Source organism: Candidatus Merdisoma sp. JLR.KK006, from assembly GCF_036941035.1.
Classification (GTDB): Bacteria; Bacillota; Clostridia; order Lachnospirales; family Lachnospiraceae; genus Laedolimicola.
The window spans coordinates 94,180-115,751 of sequence record NZ_JAYMNS010000010.1; the positions used below are offsets into that span (position 1 = coordinate 94,180).

Below are 21,572 nucleotides of genomic sequence, written 5' to 3' on the forward strand. Positions count from 1 at the left end.
GAGGTTATGCTTAGATGGGATAATTTGATAAGAGAAGAATATGCTCAAGAATTAACAGGGGATATTGTAAATGTATATGATAAAGAAAATACTTTGTTACATAATATAGAAGAAGTTTATGGTATAGAATTACGATTGTCCTTGCATCTGCCCAATGGGCAGGTGCAAAAGAGATTGGGAACCTGATGGTCAAAAGTAAATATAATTAAATTTAGATTTGATAGATAAAGGGGAAATTGTAATTGATTAATAAAATTAAAAGTATATTAGATGATAGCAAGTGCAAATTAGAAAAGGATTCTGATGGGAGCATATTGTTGTATCAAGGAGTTTACCCTGAAGATTGTATTTCATTAGTCAATGAACCACAAAATAATAAATATATTATATATGAAATACATTGAGATAGGAAAAAGTAATAGCAGAGGTAAAAGATGCAGAAGCAGCTATTTATACAGTGATTGCTTATAAAAGCAAGTATGATGATCCAATCAATAATATAAACGTTATAAGGATTAGAGATTATATGGAGGCCGGTGAGGAGAAGAAAGCGTGGGCTATTATTGAAGAATGTTTCGAAGAATCATTGTATTCAATAGGACATGAAGAACATTTAAAAGTATCTCTTATAAAAGAAGAAGATAAAGTAAATGTAAAATTTGAAGGAGAATATCTTGTTCAGAATGTATCAATTAATAGGGGATATATCGTGTTATATAATTATTGTGAAAAATTGAAGTGTATTTCTTTATTTTATAAGAGGGCGTAAAAAATTCTGTGTCTATGGGAAATTAAGTTCCTCTGATAAGAGTTCGATATGTAAAATTGCTTGTCGATTTTATAACGAAATGCAGAGAAAAATAAATTGCAATATAAGCTTCTTTGAAGCGAGACCCGTATTTCTTCATGATGATGTACGTATAAAGGCACATTTCCTCATCTGTTTCCTTTCATTAGTCATATACCGATATCTCGAAAGAGAGCTGAAGCACGCCTTTACCTGTGAGACGATTCTGGATAAACTAAAGACAATAAATTTTGCGGACATACAGGAACAAGGCTTTATCCCGCTTTATACATGTGACAAGTTAACCGATGCCTTGCACGAGATTTGTGAATTTGATACCGACTTTAAATTCATCACCAAAAGTCATATGAAAACAATTCAGAAAAAAAGTAAAGGAAGAAAATAAAATACCATAGTCTAAAACAACGCTAAAAATCGCTACACTGCCCATATTTTCAAGCATTGTAGCGATTCTATTTTTTCTCAACTGTTAAAAATGAGATTATAGCACAGAAAAAATAAAAATGCAAGAGTTATGAGAAATAAAAAAGCCTTATTTCAATGCGTTTGAGGATGCTTGGATATACAGTTTGCTTCGAAAGAATATGGTGTTAACTGCTAAAGACGGGATTTCAAATACTTTACAAAACAAAGATTATAAATAACAATAAATTATAATGAAAATTTAATAATAAATTATCAATCTATATTATTGATTTTTCGCTGATTTTTGCATATAATAAAAGTAAAATAAAGCAATGGAGGGGTTTGTTATGGCAATTACAGCAGATCTTTTACAGAGCCTTGTTCCTATTTCACAATTCAATAAAGGTCAAGCAGCGAAGATATTTGACAGACTTCATTCTGAAAGGGAATTAATTGTTTTAAAGAATAATCAACCTTCAGCAGTTATTTTGTCACCGGAAGAATATATAAGGCTAATGGAAATTGAGGAAGATTATTTTCTCTTGTTAGAGGCAAATAAACGCATGGGGGACAATGGAAATAATAAAACAATTTCATTTGATTCCGTAATGAGCGATTTAGGAATCAGCGAAGACGAACTTTTGGATATGGAGGACGTAGATATCGAATGACATGGAATATTGAGTTTTTAGATGAAGCGGAAAAGGACATGAAGAAACTCGATCATTCAGTTCAGATTCAAGTCTTAAAGGGTATCCGAAAAGTTAGTCGAAATCCATTATCCGCAGAGGAGGGTGGATATGGAAAACCTTTGGGTAACAAGAGTGGGACAAATCTTACGAATCTTATGAAAATAAAGTTCAGGGATTTGGGAATCAGAGTTGTTTATAAGGTGGAGCGTGTAGACGGAGTAATGAAGATTATTGTAATTTCTGCCAGAACCGATGAGCAGGTATATAAGGAAGCAGCAAAAAGGCGAGACAAACATGATTTATAACAGAAGATGCAATAAGGTCGTTATAAGGAAATTTCTTAGTAGCGTTTTTTTAATGGAGGGAGAAGGATATGGCAAAATTAATCTTCACCAGCCGCCACGTTCGAGATACACCTTATCCCATCTACAGAATTATACACAATACATCAGTACTCGTGAAGGAGCAGAGAAGGTAGATGAGAGCAAAAAGAATCTTCCGGTCACGATGGCACAGAAGAAGCTGATAAAACAGCTCCTGAAAGACATTCCGGATGCAAAAAATTTGTTGGAGTATGAAGTTTATCATCAACATGCTGCCATTGGAACGCCTCCGAATTTATTACCCAAGCATTGGAGCAGAAGCTAAATATAGTGGCCGCAAAAGAAAACTATGTGGATTATCTAGCCAACCGTCCACGTGTGGAGTGAACAACAAGGCACGGGGATGAGATCCTTCTGTCCTTCCGGTATGAGTATGACGGAAACCCAATTTGCAATTTTTCCCGTGTTTTGTAGTAAAAGTATTTAGTAGTAATGTGAAGAGTTGGAAGACTTTCATTACTATTTGTGTTGCTGGCTTGGCGGCGGAATGGAGATATTTTACAAAAAAGATTATTAGATGAATATACAGAAGAAAAAATAACATTAAAAAATGTTTGACTGGTTCCAGAATGATAAGTGTATCATATAGTGAAACATTTGCTATTTAAACAAAATTTTCAAAATGATGAGTTAAACGAGATACAAATCTTTATATGTAAGATTGGAAATCTCAGTTATATTGCTAAATCTTTAATGGGCATGAATCGGTAAGTCTCCCACCCCTTGCAAAACAGGCAAATTTCTGCTATAACTAAAATATATATTTTTTGAAAAGAGAGCTTGACAAACATAATAACCTGTGCCATTCTCAAGCAAGCAGAGTTATAGTATATAGCCCTGCAGTGTTGTTTTGTTCAATTTTATATCGTCAAGAGTGGCGTTCTTATGCCTGCAGATAACTGTGTGGCAAAGAGCGCCTTTTTGTTTTAAATATTGGAGGTATTTTATCCACTTATTCGGAAAGAGAACACTTATATTTTAATCAGTCAGGAGGTAACAAAAGTATTCGCAAATGGGTAAGAAAATATTTGCTGCTGGGATGGCCTGCCTGCTGGCTTTGTCGCTCGTGGGTTGCTATGAATACCGGGGTCCCTATACCAGAGCTGATGTAGAGGAATACCTGACAGGAAGATACCCAGATGAAACGATCCATATCCGGCAAGAAGGACTTCAGACATGGGAATGTTGGTTTGACGAACTGCCGGATGCGGTTTTTCAGGTTTGGGTAGGCCAGGGCGGAGGCGATCCGGTGCCAATGCTCTACTCCCGGATGGTTTCTGATGAAGCAGAGGTGATCCCGGCATATTATCTGGAGCAATATCAGAAAGAGGGAGGCAGCTTAGACGCCTGGGAATTGTATGACGAAATTTTGGATACCAGGTATACTTCTATCGCCGATCTTACTCCAGCTTTAGAACAGCTGTCCGCCTTTTACGCCTGGATAGAGGGCAAGCCTCTGGCCCAGCTCATACCAAAGGGACAGTATAAGTTCCAGCCGGAACTGCCTTGGCGGATCTACTCCCCACAGTTCCACAACTTTAAAGAGATGGTTGTCCATGGGCCGCAGGACGAAGCGGAAGCGGTTCAGGAAGCCCTGGAGGATTCCGTAAAGAAATATTACGCTTTTTACCGGCTGCCCTGTGATGAATTTTCTCAGACAGAGCTGGAAGAATACGCAGTGAACGCCTGGCCCTGGGCTCCGAAGCCCAGAGTCCGGCAAGGAGAGGAAGCTTTGCCGCCGGAGCTGCTGGCCGGCATCGGCCTGGAAAGCGGTGTTATTAACTATGGCGGCCTTTATACGCTGCTGGTCCGTCTGGATTTTGATGTGAAAGGTACGGCGGAGCATTTTACCGTCATCGGCGCAGATGGGCATTCCTACGAATTTTCCTACAGCTTTTGGGAGGAAAAGGAGATGGACTGGGCCAATAACGAGACTATCACCCTGCCGGTATGGTATCATCTTCGGGACGGCTACCCTGTTGGAGTGGAGGACGAAACCGACTGGATGTATCGGGGACCGGTGATTGGACTCAAAGGAGGCTGGAACATTGACACTCATAACGGACACTTCCATTTTTATATGCCGTTTTTTGAAATTACCGGATTTAGTACGTCCTGGGATAATGACTGATCTGTATCTTAAAATCCTGGCCGTGAAGATATGGCTTGCGTCTGTGATGAAGTAAAATATTTCACTGAACAATAGCCAGAGGAGGGACAGAACATGATTAACAGATTTTCCCCAAGACCAGAAATCAGTGAAAAACTGAAGGCAAGACAGTATGGGGCGGACTGGGACGAGACCAGCACCATCGGCGGCTTTCCATTCTGGATTCAAGACTGGGAATACACCCCCTGCCCTGACTGCGGCAAGCCCATGAAGTTTGTGGCCAAGCTTTCATGGGAGATGCTGGACTTTATGGAGGGCAATTGTTATGTGGAGGTATGTCCGGAGTGCCAGGGAAAAGGGCTGCACCTGAAAAAACTTCCGCTGCTGAAGGTGGATGTGGGGAAGGTCTGTAAGACCTGCGGCGGCTCAGGCTATCTGCCCCAATAATCATCATATTAAAACCAGGGAGATTGAATAATGGGAATTTTTGATAAGCTCAAAAAGAAAAAGGAATTAAAAAAACCAAACTTGATTGTTTTTGAAAAAGAAAATGCTGATAATGATTATGGGAATTTTGAATTGAAGATAAAGCCCCGGATTTCTATTGATGAGGGATTTCCGCAAGAGGCATATCAGCTCCTTGCAGGGAGGCATAAGGAAATGCTGGAGCAGATTGAAGAGATAATTTTCAGGAATTATCTTGATGAAACCAGTGAAGACCTCTCATCAGAGGTTGGAAGTTTCCCCGACATCCGTTATTTTACGGGGAATTACTATGTTGTGTACGAGAGTTACAGTTTCACTTACCGGGACAATCATCACCGTCCTTACCGCATTAAAAACGGACAATATAGAAATGTAAGTTATAAAGGAAATGAACGGCAGGAAAACTATCTCCCTTTGGATAGCAATGAAATCAACAAGTATTATAACATTTTTATCCAGGTTGGGCTGACCGGAATGGAAAGCGGACAGGAAGAAGATTATATGAGCCTTGACCTGGTTACGGAAATTGCTTCTCTGGAGGATGAGTTTGAGTTTGAAGTTTTATCTCATGGCGTAATGTAAACGAGAATAATCAGAATATAAATCTCGATTAGAAGGAATATAGGAAGAATGAAAAATCAATATACTCGCTGGCAAACAAGAAGGAGAAGTCTTCCCGAACAAAAGAAAAGTGGGAATGGCTGGATACTTGGAAAGTCATGTTTAACACTGCACTTAACATATCAAATATATAATCTTGCCGAGGAGGCAGAACGGCAAAAAGCTATTCTTCGGCTGAGTATTCCTCGGAAATGCAAATTAAGTCCGGAGTTAAAAGACTTTTTGAATGAATATAAATATGTATTGGATTATGCGATTTGGCAATTCAAGAAAACAGGCCGATTATGTTTCAATAACACGAAAGGGCCGGAAACAAGCATAACCATCAAGAGCACCACAAGGAGTATTTGGCGATGAAAAAATCATTTTTGTCCTATCCCATAAAGATCAGCAAGAATTTCTGTGGGAAGAACTTCAAAACGTAAAGACGAACATATTTTATCCCTCCGCTCCTGCCGCATGGTATTTTTACTTTCAGGATGAAAAGAAAACAAGGAAGATTGCTGTTACGCCCCGCATAGCAGGCAGCAGTGAATTTGTAGACATGCTTAAGAAAAGAGGATTTCCTGCCCAAAGCCCTGGTGCTCTCAATTTTGATAAAAATGCCGCTAAGGATATTTTCAATGAGGTATTTGGATAGGATTTTGGGAAATCAGCAAGAATGAGAACCAATACATATAGTTAAATATAAATCGAAAGTTGTGGAGGTGCAAATGAAAAAAATTGAACAATATGGACAACTGAAAGATGACGAGTGGGATTGGTTCCCTTGGCTTCCATGGTGGCCGCCGGAGACCCGCCCACCATTCAAACTGCACACCAAGCCAGAAGATATTGCACCATTCTTTTTTGTGGAACACCACCCTTATGCCTTGTCTGTTTTATTAAAAATCGATGATGGATTTCAGGCGGATACTTTCCGTAAAGTAGGGCTTCATGGAAGTAGCAAAGATTGGGAAACACTTGCAATGGGCTTTATCGAAGAATGGGAGGAAAACAATAGTGGTGTAGATATGTTCCACTTCGATTCCGATGAGGAAATTTTTTGTGTATATTCTCAGTACATAGATGATATTGCCTTGTTTGCCAAGTGGTTCAGAAAGATGTGCAATGATGAAAAGGAGATGCGTGCTTTCCTTGAACGTGGTTTCGGAAAATTAAGGAAGCTGGAGTAACAGTTTTAGTTGTCTCCCAAAAGACATCATACATCACAAAAAATTTCAGTTTGCACTTTTCCGAAAAAGGAGATACGAAAAGCTGAAAACACATTCATTTATATAAATTTACAGGGAGATTTTATTATGGCCTTTACTTTGCAGATCAGACAGAAGAAACTATTTGGAAAGACGGTACTTGATATCCCGTCCCTGGCTCACGCCTGCGGCTTTTGCTATGGTTCTAATAATGATTTTTATATACTTCAGGAAAATGAGCAGAGCCAGGGAACCGCTGTTTTTTATAATCCTGAGCGTATAGGGCGGGGGATCTTTTTTAATGGCGGCAAAGCCAGGGAAGGATATTATGAGATAAGCTATAATATCCCTACCACCAAGGCAGAGATTGCGGATTTTACCAGGCTTGCAGGTGAAATGGAAAGGCGCCTGGGCAGAGTGGAAATGTACTGTGTGGAGGAAGAGAGGGCTTTCAGCATCAGGGAACTGGAGCAGGGGATTGAGAATTTTGCCATGTTCAATCGGAAGTCGCTGAACCAGTTTTGCGGCAATAAAGAATTTGTGAGCTATATCCTTACGCTGGCAAGGTGGCCTTATACGCTGACGGAGGACAAGGCAGCTGCATGGGAGGCATGTACAGATCTTTCAGACTTCGAGCAGACGCTGCATGATATTCAGGCATTGGATGTCTATTACGCAAAGCCGAGGCTTCTGCAGAAAAACGATACAAAGGAGATAGGAGCCTTTTATGCCTTGACAGAAGAATGTGAGAGTGTTTTTCCTGTCCGTGCTGACGGGTTCCTGAATCTGAGTAAACTGAAAATAACAGAAGGGTTCGTCCAGTTTGTACTTTACAGTGAGAATCGTGTGCTGGAGGGGATGTTCCCTTACGAGCGTTTTATTGAGGAAATGAGAAGGCATGATGGTATCCGGCAGTTTGATGCGGACCATATCCTGATCCCGCCAATGACAAAAGCGGAGCTGGAAGAACTGGCCGGGAAACTGCACTGAAAGGGAGAATAATTATTATATCCGTTACATGGCCGGAGAAATAGTATATAAATGATCAAAACCAATGTTATGTTGAAACAGGAAGCTACTGGCGAAAAAGTGATCTCCTATCCCCAGAGGAAATGCGTCAGGAAGGACATCTGGTTTCAGAGGGAACACAACCTCTGGTTTAGAAAAATAAAGGGAATTTATGAAATACACTCTTGATACAGATTTTTCATCACTGAACGGGCCAAAGGCGGCTAACTGGATGATGGGCTTTCAGGATATAGCCCACGATGCTTTTGCAGACAGCGGCAGCCATTCACGGCTTTTAGGGAACCTTTTAATTCTGAAATCATATATGCACACACTTCGCCAGGGCCTGGCGGAACAGGGCAGGATGGTTCCGGTTATTCTTCAGAAGGCGATTGACCCTCTTTGGGACTATCTGGAGGGAAAGAAAGCAGTCTCTGATTTTCAGGACTTTGCCAATAACCTTTATGCCGCTGCCCTTGATTATAATGTGGGGGAAGAAATAGCGGATGCACAGGCAGAATTTTCCAGAAACTTCGTAGATATACCCTGGGGAAAAACCTGTGAATGGCAGATACTCACATGGCTTTCTACTCTTTTGATGGAAGTGGTCGCCACCTGTGGAGGGCGGCTGGATTTTGAAGAATTTGAGGATTATGAACAGGAAATAGATTTTTCTGAAATGGATGAAATGCTGAATATGTTGGCGGATGCCGGCATTGAGCTTACCGGTATGCCACTCTCATCTAACTAAAGCAGCAGACGTGATGAGCGCATGGGAACAGGTTTCCCAGACACCGCTGTTCCGGTAGGTTATAGAGCATATTCAAAACGGGCTGAAAGCCGCATTGTCTGCTGTGCCGGAGCAGTATCCGGCTCTGCGGGAAGAATACCGCCGGTATACGATTTTTCCGGAAGAATATGCTGCAAAGCTGTTAGAAATTTGATTCGTGGTCTCAAAAGCAGGTGAAGGAGAACTGGTTTATGTTTTTAAAAAAAGAAAAACCCAAATTTGAAGTACGCCCGCTGTACTCCATCCGTGAGGAACTGGAACTGATCAGGGAGTTTTGCTGGCAGCCCAAACTGGAGGCAGGCAAAATCTACACAGAGGAAGAAATAGACGCTGTAGAAAAACGGTTGAACTTTAAACTGCCGCAGCCTCTCCGGGAACTTTATCTGGTGCTGGGCGACTATATGTGCGATAAGAAAGATACCTGGTTCTGCCGCCCGGAGGAACTTCATTGGAGCGGTAAGTATCTGTTGGTGACAGCTATGGAGAGAACCAATCAGGGCTGGGGAATCTACAGAAAAGACCCTTATCTCTCGGTGTATAACTGGCAGCGAAGCGGGGTCAACAGTTATGGCGAGGAGAAGGATGAAAAGCCGAAATCAGAGGTGGTAAGAAAAAGTGCGTACAATCAGTATTTCTCGAAATCCTGCTTTTATTGGGATATTTTTATTATCCATCATGTGCTGGATAAGGTCTTGCAGGATTGGTGGAATTTGCACCAATCCCGGATGACAGAGGAAATGTCTCCTTTTTACATTGGCTGTTCCCTGCCAAAAAAATTGGACGAAATGCGGGAAGTCCGTCAGAGAATGGAGAAATGGCTGCTTCCCATCTCAACAAAGGCAGAGCTTATACGGGTGGAATTATCCATAAAAAGTACAGATCCGGAGGATTATATGGTCTATGCTTATACGGACCCGGAGAAAACTCTGCTGATCCTATCTTTTAGCGCCCAGCAAAAGTATGGGATGATCACTAAGGAGCCGGTCCACTATTCCTTTGCCGAACAGGTGGAAGAAAAGACCGGGATGCTGTTCTGGTCCTGGAATGGGCAGGGCCGGGAACGGATGGAGGAAAAAGAAAAGGAAATGCAGGCGGCGGGCCTGTTTAAAAGGTGAAACTATGTACACGATTGAAAAGGAATTAAAGATACTCCGGCAGTTCATCAGCCTGAAGCATATGGACGGCTTGAAAAAATGGAAATGCTATTCGGAGGATGAAATCTCTACGGCAGAGAAGCGGCTCCATGTAAAACTCCCCATTCCCATCCGGGATATTTACCGCCACATGGCAGACCTGTTAGTCACCAGCGGTTATCTGCGTCCATTGGAGCTTCTTCATTGGGAGGGAAAATATCTGGGACTTTTTCTTGCCCCCGGAGAAGGAGATATCATCGGGATACGAAAGGGCAAAACTTCTGGTGGTTTATACGCATGGGAAGAAAATGATCCAAAAGACATAGCCTGGGAATATGAGGATGAACTGGCAGATGCCTGTAAGGCGGGGGACGAGGACGGAAAGCGAAAGGCTGTGGCAGCTTACCAGAAATACTGGAAAAAGCGGAATATCCCTTTGCTCCACGCTCCCCTGAACATTCATAAGCTGGAACATGAACCCAGGTTTAACCATGCCCTGGACGCATATGGGCTGTTCCTGGTGATTCATGCCATCCGTGAATGGGAAGAAATGACATGGCGTGAACATGCCAATGATCGAACCTGCCTGTTCAGTGATTTTTTTCCTGCAAAGTTTTCAAAGGAATATTTTCAAAACATAGCAGATCGGATCAGGGATGATTTTAAGCCCCTTTCAGACCATCCGGAACTGACCAGTCTGGGCGATTTTCCTTTGCAGATGGCATATGTCCACAAAAATCAGGAAGCCTTGCTGATTCTGGGGCAGGAACCGGTCTGCTTTATGCTGCTGACAAAGACGGCTGCAGGGAGCGGCTTGCTTGAAAGGGTTCAGGAACAGACTGGTCTGGCTTTTCATGTGGGATTTTAGGAACAAGTCGGCAGGACAAGAAAATGAGAAAGCTTGCAGGGAGCAGATGATGAGGAAAAATAACAGAACAGGAAAACGGCTGCGGCTGATACCTCTTATATTGGGAGGCTATGCTGCATTTCTGGGTTTTGGTCTGGCAGTGATCGGGCTTGCTGAAATGAAGGAAGGGATTGGCATTGTCCGGCTCCTGATCGGGATTGGCATGGCGGGCTTTGGCTTGCTGGGAATATGGGACGGGGTGCGTGATCTGGTGAGGCCGGATAAAAAACCGAAACAGGCGCAGGCCAGCCAGTTTATCCTTACGGACGTATCTGGAAACAGGACCTCCAATGTTACGGCGGAGGCTTTACAAAAACAGATGGAAAGCCTGATGGGAAGTGATAAAGGGGGCGTTTTCAAACTTCAGATCCTGCCGCCTTTTGCTGTACAGGAGATAGGGAACATAAGTCAGATTTTCTGCATATATCACGAACTCTTTCGATTAACAGTATTTTTAGATGAATCTAAGGGCGGATATGAATCATACCATAAAAGCGCAGAGTTTGACGAGGCGAAGGACTGGTTTGAAAAACTCCTGACTGGCAGCGCTGATCTTTCGGGGTGGAAAAAAAATGAGAATGGATATGACGATGAAGAGGAAAGCAGCGGGGAAGATGACGCCGAATGGGAGGAAAACAGCATCTGTCCAGGCGAAACGGAGGACAGCCTGGAAGATACAGATGAGGCAGCAGAACCGGTTGCTGATTTTAACAAACCGGACTCTTTGAGAAATACAGAAGAGATTGGGGCGAGGAAAAGCGAAGCCGATACCCGGCAGACTGAGGAAAACATAAAATCTTTCTGGCAGCAGCTTCAAAGGGAACAGAAAGGCCAAATGCGGAACTGGCGCCAGCTTCTGGTGATTTTTGGAGAGAGCTGGCATGATGAACACACATTTTTCTCCGCCAGGGATGTGGAACTGGCCATTGACGGCATCCATGAGGGAAAATACACAAAGGTAGTCCTGGAATGGGGAACGCAGGCGCTTGATTTCTTCCCCGGCGTTCAAAATGACCTGATGGTGATCTGGTGTACGAATAACACAGGAAAAGGGAATACCAGGTTTCTGGCGAAAGAAGGAACAGTGACACAGGTGAAATTTTGGCTGGTCCATTATCTGGATCGGGGCTCTTTTGAAGAAATGGACAGTTGGTCTGATATTACCGTCCAAATAGAAAAGCTCACTGCCAGGATGGAAAAGGAAAAGAGAAAGGACAAAAAGAAGCATGGGTAAGTATTTTAGCGATGTAGTGGATCAGGCCATTGAGGACCTCTATTATTGTTGTGATAACGACAAGGCAAAAACGGCTGCGGACGCATTATTGCTTGCGGCAAAGGAAGACGATGGGGATGCCTGCTATATCCTCTCCCGCTGCTTTTCCGGCTCCTGCTACAGCTGGGAATACCACCCCTTTGAAGAAAACGAGGCGGCGGCCTATGCCATGCTCCATCAGGCAATCTCCCTGGGCAGCGCTGCCGCGGTTCTGGGGGCGCTGCGTATGGATTTGCTGACACCGGAGCTTAAGGAGATCATGCCTTTTGAGAGCATAAAAGAAGCATGGGATGTGATCTATGAAAAAGCCGAAAACGGCTGCGCTTTCTGCCAGTACATGATTGGGAACACCTATTATTTTCTGGACATCATAGAGATCGAAGACCGTAAGGAAAGGGAATTTGCAAATAAGAAAGCATGGAATGATTGGAAGCGGGAGCAGATCGAGAAGTGCCTACCCTGGTTTGAAAAGTCATTTTCCGGAGGAATGATTCTGGCGGGGCGGAATTATGGTCATTATTACCAGTATGGACGGGGAGAATACATTCCGCCGGAGCCGGGAAAGGAAGTGCCCATTATGCGCCAGGGCGCAGAACGGGGCTACCCGGAGTGGATGTATGCCTATGCCCATTATCTGGCCTATACAGAGGATAACGATAAAGAAGCTCTTCCCTGGGCGCTGAAAGCGGCAGAGGCAGGACATCTCTGGAGCTGGCATATCATAGGGGATATTTATTGGAACGGCAGGGCAGTGGAGCGCAATCTGCCCTATGCCTTAGAGTGCTACAAAAAGACTGCCAGCTATGGTAACGACAGCTATGCCTGCCGACAGTTGGGACGTTTGTATTTCAACGGCTGGGGTACGGCTGTGGACTATGCGCAGGCGATTCAATGGCTGGAGAGAGATAAGGAGCCGGAAGGTATCAAATATGATCTGCTGGGGATCTGCTATCTGCTGGGGCGCGGCTGCCAGCAGAACCCGGCGCGGGGAAAAGCGTTTTTGGAGAAAAGTCAGGATTCGCCCTATAAAAGCTATGGTCTGGGGATGATGTATGCCGAGGGGATCGGCGTACGGGAGGATATAGAAAAAGGCGTGGAGTATCTGAAAGCGGCGGGAAATTACGGGCCGGCAATCGAGGCATTGAAACATTACAAGAAAAGCCTGTTTGGGGTGTGGCGAAGAAAATAAGGGAGGCTTTTATGACAGCAGCAAAAAAGTATTTGGGGATATTGAGAGAATGTGAACCGCAGTTATGGAAAGAGCCATTCAAAGAATCCGGCTTTACAGAGAAAGATTTATCAGATATTGAAAAAGGGCTTGGATATAAGCTGCCGGTGCCATACCGTGAATTTTTGTTAAGTTATGAAATGCCGAAGGATATTATTGTACTTGTTTCCTTTTGCGGCGATTCCTTTGCCTGTTCATGGAGTAAAACGTTCTCACGGGAGAAAAATGGCTATATTCCCCGGCCTGAATTTGACATTGGCCCAACGGTTGAATTTGAGTGGCATAATATCCAGGGAAACAGTGGGGCAGAATTTTTGAAGAACCTCCAGCAGGAACAGAAAACACAGGATTACTGCCCCTGCTTTTTGGAGGCAGGGTTTATCAGGGTCGGAAATGTATATGGGTATTTGGTATATCTGGATTTGGTAAGCGGCGGCATCGTCACGATACATGAGGAGGGCGTATATGACATGATGGGCACCGGGGTAGAATGGAACAGCAGATCAGAAGTAAGGAAGTATATGGAAACACGGGAACTTTATATCTGTAAGGACTTTAATGACTTTCTCCGTTTTGCTTGTACTGGCGACTTTCTTGACGAGGATGAAGCGAGATTCCCAACGCAGGAGGAATTGGAGCAGGATTATTCCTGTTAACAGATTGGAGAACTTCGGCATGCCACTGATCATTCAAAACTGGTTCCAAAATTTCCGATCAGAGAATTGTTCGGAAAGAATCTTCCAGAGGAGTTAGGACATGGATTATGAGCAGTTTATCACAGAGATACAGAAATACTGGGATCTGCGTAAAAAGGGACTGAAAAACAGGCAAACAGCTTTCTGTTCTCATTTACAAAATCTTTTAAAGAAAATGTGCCGGATGCGGATGCAGACGCTATTTTGTTTCGGTTTTGCAGGGAATACCTGGACGAGATGAAATTTCCGGGGGATGCGTTGCCCAGGCGCCATCTGCCATTTCAATTAACAAAGCTGCTTGACGATTATTTAAGCCGTGAATGTGAGAAGGATCAGATGCCGCAGATGCGGTGGACGTACCAGATTTTTGGAAACATTTACAACCCCCATGATCCAAAGCTGGAACATGATTTTTATCCCATCCTGGAACGTGCATACATGCATGAAAAATGTGATCCTCAGACGGTTCAGCTCTATTTCAGAGAACAACTTGATTCCTTATGGTGGGGGCAGCATCATTTTCCGGAGAGCATCCGCATTACAAAAGAGGAATTTGAAACTATTGTGGGTGCGGCAAAGAAAATCCTTTTAGAAAAAACAGTAGATCCGCCGCTTGTGGAAGAGTTTGAGTATTATGTGAAACTGTATCAGATTTATTTTGAATGGCAGAACAATAACAGGAACGGCGATTTTTACGAATTGTGCAGGAAAGAAGGACTGGCGTTTGAAGGAGTCCCGGTGATTTATTATAAAGAATAGGAAGGCGGCATCATGATATCAGAAGAACTGAAAAAAATCAAATCTTTTGGCAGCAGTATGGAAAGCTCCGTGACACCGGAGGATATTGCGAGCAAGGAAAAAGAACTGGGGTTTATGCTGCCCCAAGCTTTGCAGGAATTATATCTTACCTTTCATCCGGATGATCCTGCTTTTACGGATAAGGGGAATCTGATTCCGCTTGAGGAATTAAAAATTTACAAACGTGTCTATTGGACTGATACCATAATTACTATCCTGCCTTTTTGCCGGCATGAAAGATACGGCTATGGATTTGAAGTAAGCCGGTATCGCAAAAGCAAGGATACCATGAGCAGCAATGTTCCGGAAGATCCGCAGATGTGGGGGCTTTATGTGCTGCCGGAAACACGCAGGGAAGAAAAGCATCTGGAAGGCCGTGAAGTGCCGTGCAATCAGTCAAAACTCTCTCAGTGGATCATGGAATGGCTAGGATACCAGCAGACCTTGGCCCAGCCCAGCGTGGCGGCCATCAACAAGGATAAGGCAGAAAGTTATTGGAAAAAAATGCGGGAGCATCTTCCGGATACATTTTACCATGTTCCGCCGGAGCAGCTTTCCAGTCACAGAACAAATTTTAGCGTAAACTTTGCGAAGGAACCATCCAGGATTTTATGCGGAAGTGTTCTCTATTCAGAGATGGCTTATTTTGGCGGCAGGACTGATGAGGAACTGGAACAGCTTATGAAACAGATGGGATTCAAATATGTCTGGATGAAAAGCCAAGACGGACATCCTGTTTTTAATTCGGCTCTACCCCAGCCGCCACAGGAGCGGGAACTGAAATCCATTGCCCCGGTATTACAGTTTCTCTGCAAATTTGCCGGGATTGAGGGAAAGGGAGCGAAGGAGGAAAGTATTGAACGGGCAGGCGCCCGCCTGGGAGCTTCACTTCCACTTCCATTGGAAGAGTTTTACCACTATCTGCCAGGCAAATTTTATTGCAGTTATAACGTGGTCCGTCCTCTTTCCGGATTGAAGCAGGCAAAGGATGGCAAAATGAACTTTCTCACAGAAAATCAGGCGATGTATCACTGGGCGGCGGGATTGAACAGCCCGTTTCTATACCGCCGTGCCAATGACGGCGTTGGCGAATGGAACGTATATGGTATTTTAGACGGTTTTCTTGCGGCGGAATTTTTGTGGGCGCTGGCTTGTGATGAAAAATTGAATCTGATCCTTTGGGAGCTTCCGGATTTTGAGCCATCGATGTTGTCTGAAGGCGGGAAGTTGAGTCCATACCTGTCTTCCATTGCAGGAATTACAGATCAGATTGCTACAGGCAATACCCGGCGGCTTTATCAGGCCATGGACGGGCAGGCCGTTGGGCTGTATGACAGTGAGGAAGGTACGTTTTGGTTTGTGACAAAGGATGAAGCAACACAGGAACGGTTGGAAGCACTTGTTAATATTTTTGGGTAGGGAGTCTTTTGTGACAACAGTAAAAAGAGCATGAGTTACGGTGTGAAGTATAGTCAATTGATTATTCTGCCATCAAAAAATACAAAGCCAGCAGCGGAAAGGCCTTTTGCTGCTATGATGAGAACAGAAACGCCTTTTTTGTTGGTTCCACAGCCGAAGGGGAAATGTCCCTGTCTGCGATCAACTGCAGTGAGGCAGAGCATATCTTTTTAGACCTTGACAGTTTGGAATATCTGCTTGAAGAAGCCAGGCTGTGCATAAAGGACAAGGAAAGGGATGATGAAATAAGTCAATATCATCTTTATACAAAAACTCCTAAAACAAAGGTTAGCCTGTCCGATTACTGCCAGGCGGATAAGTCTCCCCAGAAAGGAGAAAATGGGGAAAGTATTTGCCCTGTTACTGCAAAGAAAGAACCGTTATACGTTCTATGCAGCGGAGCTGATTTTATGAAAGTGATAACCGGGGTATTGCAGAAAAAGCCGAAAGCTGCGAATGAAGAATTGCTGGCAGCTCTAAACCATTATCTGCAAACCGGGAATTTATGATAGACGGATTTTTCAAGATGAAAGAAAAGGATTTTAACTATGAAAAAAGAATCATTCCCCTTACTCATAATCCTGCGGAATATCGTATGTGTCATACTTGCTCTCCTGGTGATGTTATCTGCTCCTACCGGCTGGCTGTACGATCTTTGGGCTGGGGAGGGAATGGGGCAAGGCCAGCGGCCCGGCGCGGATGTCCAGCGGCTTCAGAGACAGGAGGATATAGAAACCTGCTTTTTGAGCAGTACCCCGTCCACTGTGAATGGCGGCACTCTGGTAGCCTGCCCACTGGCTCGTCTGCGGGATGTGGGGCAGGCGGGCATACATACCCACCATAACAGCGGCGTGAAAAGGTCAGTAAGCGTTTCTGAATACATTTATGCCGACTATCCTCTCCCGCCTTTACAGCGGTTTATCCAGGGCTTTGTGGGCGGGTACTATAACCGCTATTATCTGGCAGAACTGGAGGATGGTTCCTGGCTTTGTGTATATTTTGACAATTATCTGGTATTGACGGGAGCGGACAATTATCCGACTGGCTATGTCCGCTATACCACCACCGAGGAGCGCCGGATGCTGAAACAGATGGCGAAGGACTATGATGTTGATCCGGTTTATATACTGGATATGTACCGGCATGGGAAAGTAAGCTGGATGTTGGATGTTCTGGTTCGGATCGCCGTGTGCGTGGCTGCAGCTGTGATTGTGTGGGGTATCAAAAAGGCTTTTTCAAAATGCAAGCTTCCCACCCATGGCGAGTGAGTCAAAAGCGCAGACTATGGCGGACAGTTTTGTTTGGGATTGTTTGGCTCTTTGGGACAAAATGTCCCAAACTTGATAATGTATAAGAAACAATGAAAAATTGCAGGAAATTTCAACTGAGTATGCAGAAAAATGTGTTTCACAATTATTGAATTTAGATCAATCCAGCATTGAGCAGCTCCTAAAGGCAAGTATCCGCTTTTTTTATGATGCGGAAAGATGTCATGGAGAACCACTCACATTTATGTTTGAGTTTGAGGATATGGAATATCCAAAAGAGTTAGATGCACCCATGAATATCTTGCCTTATATCATACCAGTTGAAATGTATATTGACAAAGAGATTGCAGGATGTTACTCAATATCTGTTTTTTTAGAATGTGCGTGGGAGCCGGAACATGGATTACAGTGGGTTGTGAGAAATGGAAAGCCTTTATATGTGGGAGCATGTGAGGGACTTGGTTCCCACGCTGACGAGAGCATTTATCTGGAGAATTGGAGCGAAAACAATTACCTCCGTATGGCTCTATTGTAAATTAGAGCTTTGGGGCAAATTATTCCAAAGTAGGCGGTGAAAGATAATTACAGTTAGGAATGTGGAGGAAACAATTATGGCAGATATACAACTTGAACCGGGCGAGTCATTGATTGGACAGGGCATGATGGCCTACTGGGAGCCAGTGCTGGGAGGTTCATGTGATGTGTGGCGTGGTACAATCTTTGTTACAAATAAGAGAGTTTGCTTTCGCATTTCCTGGACAAGCCATATGGAATTTGAGCTTAAACTTTCAGAAATCAGAGGCTTTACAGTTGGAAAACATCTATTTGCTACCAAAGTAACGATACATAGCAAAGCCAAAGAAAAGTTTACAGTTACCGGCTTCCCTGTGAAAAAACTGCAAGGCTGGCTGAAGCAAATGGGCGTCCAGAAAATATAAAGTAATCGGTGGTGTGGGCTATGACGGACAGCTTTGTTTGGGATGGGAGAAATCTATTAAGTACAATACAAAAAAGGGATTGAATTATTCAGACGTGGCTGTGTATGATATGAATTTCGATGGTATAGATAATTATCTGCAATCTATGCTGTCTTCAAAAAATTAAAAACAGAGGGATTGATACAATGGGATATGCGCGTATTTTGAAAGATAACGATGGAAAACCATCCGGTTACCGTGAATGTGACGGCGAAGTGGCTTTTATGCCGAAGCAGCAATCGTATGAAAATATTTTCCGCCGTATCAAAATTGATGTTGATACAATGGAAGTCCTTAACCATGATTTTATAAAAGATAAGCAGCGTGTTTACCGAAGAGGTGTGTTGCTGCGCGGTATTACGCCGGAGGGCTTCCACGTTTTTAATCCGGCCTATATCGGGAACCATCAGGTTATTTATACCCCATACGGTGACGCAAAGATTGCACATCCGGAAACTTTTGAAACACTGGATGATGGTGTCGCAATGTATGGCGGAGCGTATGGCCCGGAGGGTTATGGCAGAGATGTTGAGTTTGTGTATTTTTTTACTTACACTACTGAAACCAGCTATGCTGTCCGCCTAAAGACGTGTAAAAATCCGGCTGCCTTTACTATCTTGCCCAGTGGATATGAAAAAGACGATGAGCGTGTATATTATTGCCGGGTAACAGTAAAAAGGGCGATCCCACAGTCCTTTACCGTATTGCATGATGGCTATGCCAGCGACAATAAGCACATCTTTTGGAGAGATCAATTATTAAAAACCAGGGTGCAGGATTTTGTGATATTGGGGGACGGTTATGCTAGTGACGGTAGGCAGGTGTTTTATCATGGCACACAGCTTGACGCAAACAGCGCAGATTTTACTCTGTTGGAATATTCCTATGCTAGCGATGGTGTGCGGGTATTTTGGGAAGGAGAGCTTCTGGATACCACACCGCAAACATTTACCCTGTTAAGTTATGGCTATGCCCGTGATGATAAACACATTTTCTGGGGAAATCGGTTGGTAGAGGCAGATTTGGATTCTTTCAAAGTTCTGGACGATGGAGATGCGGAGGATAAGTACTGCTATTTTTTCAATGGAATAACGATGAAAAAGAAGGTTTGAATGGAATTGAGGAAACCTTGATTGTAGTTCCTGCTATTAGATGAGACCAGCTATAAAAAGCCAAGCGTAAATTAGAAAAAAATTCCATGTATTTTTTGGAAATCATATAAAACATTCGTACAAGAAAATTAAAATAGATTAGGCTTTGGAACAAAATGTCCTGAAGTGGGCGGCAGACAGCTTCCGGAGGTGTGTATGACAAAACTAAAATCAATCGTCTTTGTGGCAGGGGTGATGCTGATAATTTTAGCGGTGGTGGTGGGCTATCTTTCCATAAAGCATCTGGCTGCTATTCTCCCTGCTGACAGCTACGAGGACAAAGGCGTTTATACCTTTTTGCCTTATCAAGTCCTGCCCGTCCAGATGCAGAATACAGGAGCCAGCGGACGTGACCGTCGTATGAATCCTACGAAAACCGTCTACATGGTCTATTATCAGGACACCAGCGAGAGCGGCTATCAGTGGAGCCAACAAGCCATCACTCATGAGTTGGGCCAGGAGATCGTAGACGCAGGGGTTGCTGTGGAGCGGCGGGTACTGTCCATCCCCACTGATGGCTCCTATATTACCGTAGAGCCGGGCCAGACAGCAGAAAGTTACAGCGACGGACTTCGGCAAAAGTACATGATTGCCCTTATGCTGGCGGGAGCCTATGTTTTGCTATATGTGATAGTGTGGTGTGTGATAGGAAGCATGAAAAGGAGAATGGGGCAGATATGAAAGGAAAGATTATGCGCCATGTTGTTTCTTTGTGTGGGGGAGCAACAGTTGCTCTATTATTGACTAGCTGTAATCCAACAGCAGGCGCAACAGAATATGAAGTCATATATCCGTCCGGTTACAGCAGAGATTCTCATGCTTATGATAAAAAATCACCCATTGAGGGAAGCTCTTGTTATCTTCAGTGGGAGGAAGCGGATGACTACAAGAAAACCTATAATTATGATATACATATTTTGGATGAAAATGGTTCTGTATTATATGAATATCCCGATATGGGGAGCAAAGCCATGCGTGGGAGCGTGTGGGAAGATGGAAAAACCTGGGTTTGTGCGGAGCATTGGACAGCTCCACACCACAATGGCTATGTGGAAGGCTGGCTGAAAGAAAGCGATCTGCTCTTGATTGATCTGAGTGGCGGCGAGATTCTGTTTCAGGACAAGGCAGGAGAAAATGAATTTTACATCACATCAAATGGAACACGATGCTATTTCTATCTTCCTGGAAAAGAAGAAAGCGAGAAGCTGTTTGGCCTGATAAAGATACCTGCGGAAAATGCGGTGATTTATTACCGGGATACTTCGGACTGGACGCAGAAACACACGGTTTACACTTTTGATTATGTGGCAGAGCCTGATATTGATACAAGCGACGGAGTTTTAACACGTATCAAATTTTATATATCTGAAAATCAGCTTAAAGTGGCATGGACATCTTATGAATCGGTCGGGAATGGCGATTGGGAGTACCTGGAGAAAAAGGCTTATGAAATCCCACTTGCCGAAAATGCTTTTCAGTGACAGGTTTGTTTGGGATTGTTCGGCATTATAAACAAACAGAACGACAAAAGGGAATATGGAGGTCTGGGTTATATGAATATCTCCTTAATAGACGAATATGTGTATTTAGTTTTGGTCGATAATGGCTGGGCAGAAAAAAGGGATTTTCTTTTAGCAGATAACTGGATAGAGAAAATAGAACGAAAAAGTGATATGCAATGTTTTGAGTATGCAAGGAAAATTTTACACCTGTTCGGCGGCATAAAATTTAGGGAGTTCTCACCGAAAACCGGACAATATTTTTGGGAGAAATGTGGTGGTGATGTCAACCGTTTAGAGAAAGGGTATTTGCGTGCCTTGGAGCGGTTGAATAATTTAAGCGAAAAGAAATCTATTAATACCTATAATGGAGCAACGTTTACCTTTGATGCGTGGACTGCTTTTTTAGACTTTGAAATCGTAATGGATTTAAAAACGGCAGAACGGGTGGTCGGTGAAAAACTGTTTCCCATAGGCACTGTTGAACCGGATGGAATAACCTGTGCCGCTGAAAGTGGAAACATTTACACCCTATTTGATGACAGTATTTTCTTATCAGGTGATTGTATAGAAAACTATTTGAATATGTTGTTTATCCATGGACGAAAACCGAAACAACTAATTTAAAATAGCAGTTTCCGTTTATTGGGTAGAAAGTAAGGCTCACAATCCTATACGTTCCCTAGACA

At 43.4% G+C, this 21,572-nt stretch carries 27 protein-coding genes and 1 pseudogene; all 28 read left to right on the plus strand.

The annotated features are described in order from the left end of the window. Nucleotides 1-6: 6 nt before the first annotated feature. The 28 genes and pseudogenes from VSQ61_RS10290 (at nt 7) to VSQ61_RS10420 (ending at nt 21,510) form a co-directional block, all read left to right on the plus strand. Nucleotides 7-186, plus strand: coding sequence for a hypothetical protein (locus VSQ61_RS10290; RefSeq protein ID WP_334344336.1), 180 nt, complete (start codon nt 7-9; stop codon nt 184-186). 271 nt (nt 187-457) lie between these two features. Then, a complete protein-coding gene (locus tag VSQ61_RS10295) occupies nt 458-769 on the plus strand; it encodes a hypothetical protein (RefSeq protein WP_334344337.1) in 312 nt (103 codons plus the stop codon). A 112-nt stretch (nt 770-881) separates the two neighbouring features. Further along, nucleotides 882-1,193: pseudogene (locus VSQ61_RS22940) on the plus strand (IS1634 family transposase); the annotation flags it as partial. 367 nt (nt 1,194-1,560) lie between these two features. Then, nucleotides 1,561-1,884: a type II toxin-antitoxin system Phd/YefM family antitoxin gene (locus VSQ61_RS10300; protein ID WP_334344338.1), complete on the plus strand. Its 324-nt coding sequence runs from the start codon at nt 1,561-1,563 to the stop codon at nt 1,882-1,884. Further along, the gene (locus VSQ61_RS10305) at nt 1,881-2,210 is read left to right on the plus strand and encodes a type II toxin-antitoxin system RelE family toxin (RefSeq protein WP_334344339.1); all 330 of its coding nucleotides are present in this window, start codon (nt 1,881-1,883) and stop codon (nt 2,208-2,210) included. Before VSQ61_RS10300 ends, VSQ61_RS10305 begins: the two co-directional genes overlap by 4 nt. Next, complete coding sequence (locus VSQ61_RS10310) at nt 2,200-2,553, plus strand: hypothetical protein (RefSeq protein WP_334344340.1); 354 nt, start codon at nt 2,200-2,202, stop codon at nt 2,551-2,553. The genes VSQ61_RS10305 and VSQ61_RS10310 overlap by 11 nt, the downstream gene beginning before the upstream one ends. A gap of 747 nt (nt 2,554-3,300) precedes the next feature. After that, a complete protein-coding gene (locus VSQ61_RS10315) occupies nt 3,301-4,419 on the plus strand; it encodes a hypothetical protein (protein ID WP_334344341.1) in 1,119 nt (372 codons plus the stop codon). A gap of 93 nt (nt 4,420-4,512) precedes the next feature. Then, nucleotides 4,513-4,845, plus strand: a complete 333-nt coding sequence (locus VSQ61_RS10320) for a hypothetical protein (protein ID WP_334344342.1) — start codon at nt 4,513-4,515, stop codon at nt 4,843-4,845. Nucleotides 4,846-4,875: 30 nt separating this feature from the next. After that, nucleotides 4,876-5,466 carry a hypothetical protein gene (locus VSQ61_RS10325; RefSeq protein WP_334344343.1) on the plus strand — a complete coding sequence of 197 codons (591 nt, stop codon included), beginning with the start codon at nt 4,876-4,878 and terminating at the stop codon, nt 5,464-5,466. Nucleotides 5,467-5,514: 48 nt separating this feature from the next. After that, nucleotides 5,515-5,862: a hypothetical protein gene (locus VSQ61_RS10330; RefSeq protein WP_334344344.1), complete on the plus strand. Its 348-nt coding sequence runs from the start codon at nt 5,515-5,517 to the stop codon at nt 5,860-5,862. 356 nt (nt 5,863-6,218) lie between these two features. Then, nucleotides 6,219-6,680, plus strand: a complete 462-nt coding sequence (locus tag VSQ61_RS10335; RefSeq protein ID WP_334344345.1) for an Imm51 family immunity protein — start codon at nt 6,219-6,221, stop codon at nt 6,678-6,680. A 126-nt stretch (nt 6,681-6,806) separates the two neighbouring features. Next, nucleotides 6,807-7,688 carry a DUF4299 family protein gene (locus VSQ61_RS10340; protein WP_334344346.1) on the plus strand — a complete coding sequence of 294 codons (882 nt, stop codon included), beginning with the start codon at nt 6,807-6,809 and terminating at the stop codon, nt 7,686-7,688. 190 nt (nt 7,689-7,878) lie between these two features. Further along, a complete protein-coding gene (locus VSQ61_RS10345; protein ID WP_334344347.1) occupies nt 7,879-8,457 on the plus strand; it encodes a hypothetical protein in 579 nt (192 codons plus the stop codon). Nucleotides 8,458-8,687: 230 nt separating this feature from the next. Further along, nucleotides 8,688-9,611: an SMI1/KNR4 family protein gene (locus VSQ61_RS10350; RefSeq protein ID WP_334344348.1), complete on the plus strand. Its 924-nt coding sequence runs from the start codon at nt 8,688-8,690 to the stop codon at nt 9,609-9,611. Nucleotides 9,612-9,615: 4 nt separating this feature from the next. Further along, entirely contained in the window at nt 9,616-10,497 is an 882-nt protein-coding gene (locus VSQ61_RS10355) for a hypothetical protein (protein ID WP_334344349.1), read from the plus strand. A 46-nt stretch (nt 10,498-10,543) separates the two neighbouring features. Further along, nucleotides 10,544-11,770 carry an MraY family glycosyltransferase gene (locus tag VSQ61_RS10360; protein WP_334344350.1) on the plus strand — a complete coding sequence of 409 codons (1,227 nt, stop codon included), beginning with the start codon at nt 10,544-10,546 and terminating at the stop codon, nt 11,768-11,770. Further along, on the plus strand, nt 11,763-12,998 hold the full coding sequence (locus VSQ61_RS10365; RefSeq protein ID WP_334344351.1) for a tetratricopeptide repeat protein: 1,236 nt from the start codon (nt 11,763-11,765) through the stop codon (nt 12,996-12,998). The genes VSQ61_RS10360 and VSQ61_RS10365 overlap by 8 nt, the downstream gene beginning before the upstream one ends. Before the next feature lie 11 nt (nt 12,999-13,009). Next, nucleotides 13,010-13,693 carry an SMI1/KNR4 family protein gene (locus tag VSQ61_RS10370; RefSeq protein ID WP_334344352.1) on the plus strand — a complete coding sequence of 228 codons (684 nt, stop codon included), beginning with the start codon at nt 13,010-13,012 and terminating at the stop codon, nt 13,691-13,693. Between the two features lie 216 nt (nt 13,694-13,909). Continuing rightward, a complete protein-coding gene (locus VSQ61_RS10375) occupies nt 13,910-14,491 on the plus strand; it encodes a hypothetical protein (RefSeq protein ID WP_334344353.1) in 582 nt (193 codons plus the stop codon). 12 nt (nt 14,492-14,503) lie between these two features. Beyond that, a complete protein-coding gene (locus tag VSQ61_RS10380; protein WP_334344354.1) occupies nt 14,504-15,949 on the plus strand; it encodes an SMI1/KNR4 family protein in 1,446 nt (481 codons plus the stop codon). 164 nt (nt 15,950-16,113) lie between these two features. Beyond that, on the plus strand, nt 16,114-16,497 hold the full coding sequence (locus VSQ61_RS10385) for a hypothetical protein (RefSeq protein WP_334344355.1): 384 nt from the start codon (nt 16,114-16,116) through the stop codon (nt 16,495-16,497). Nucleotides 16,498-16,536: 39 nt separating this feature from the next. Beyond that, on the plus strand, nt 16,537-17,256 hold the full coding sequence (locus tag VSQ61_RS10390) for a hypothetical protein (RefSeq protein ID WP_160564989.1): 720 nt from the start codon (nt 16,537-16,539) through the stop codon (nt 17,254-17,256). 100 nt (nt 17,257-17,356) lie between these two features. Further along, complete coding sequence (locus tag VSQ61_RS10395) at nt 17,357-17,791, plus strand: DUF6985 domain-containing protein (protein WP_502877031.1); 435 nt, start codon at nt 17,357-17,359, stop codon at nt 17,789-17,791. Between the two features lie 76 nt (nt 17,792-17,867). Continuing rightward, on the plus strand, nt 17,868-18,194 hold the full coding sequence (locus VSQ61_RS10400) for a hypothetical protein (protein ID WP_160564984.1): 327 nt from the start codon (nt 17,868-17,870) through the stop codon (nt 18,192-18,194). 185 nt (nt 18,195-18,379) lie between these two features. Then, on the plus strand, nt 18,380-19,345 hold the full coding sequence (locus VSQ61_RS10405; RefSeq protein WP_334344357.1) for a DKNYY domain-containing protein: 966 nt from the start codon (nt 18,380-18,382) through the stop codon (nt 19,343-19,345). Between the two features lie 195 nt (nt 19,346-19,540). Continuing rightward, nucleotides 19,541-20,065 (plus strand): hypothetical protein, encoded by a 525-nt coding sequence (locus VSQ61_RS10410; protein WP_160564980.1) that lies wholly within the window; start codon nt 19,541-19,543, stop codon nt 20,063-20,065. Beyond that, on the plus strand, nt 20,062-20,865 hold the full coding sequence (locus VSQ61_RS10415) for a hypothetical protein (RefSeq protein ID WP_334344358.1): 804 nt from the start codon (nt 20,062-20,064) through the stop codon (nt 20,863-20,865). Before VSQ61_RS10410 ends, VSQ61_RS10415 begins: the two co-directional genes overlap by 4 nt. A 72-nt stretch (nt 20,866-20,937) precedes the next feature. After that, complete coding sequence (locus VSQ61_RS10420; RefSeq protein WP_334344359.1) at nt 20,938-21,510, plus strand: SUKH-3 domain-containing protein; 573 nt, start codon at nt 20,938-20,940, stop codon at nt 21,508-21,510. The last annotated feature ends 62 nt before the right edge of the window (nt 21,511-21,572 follow it).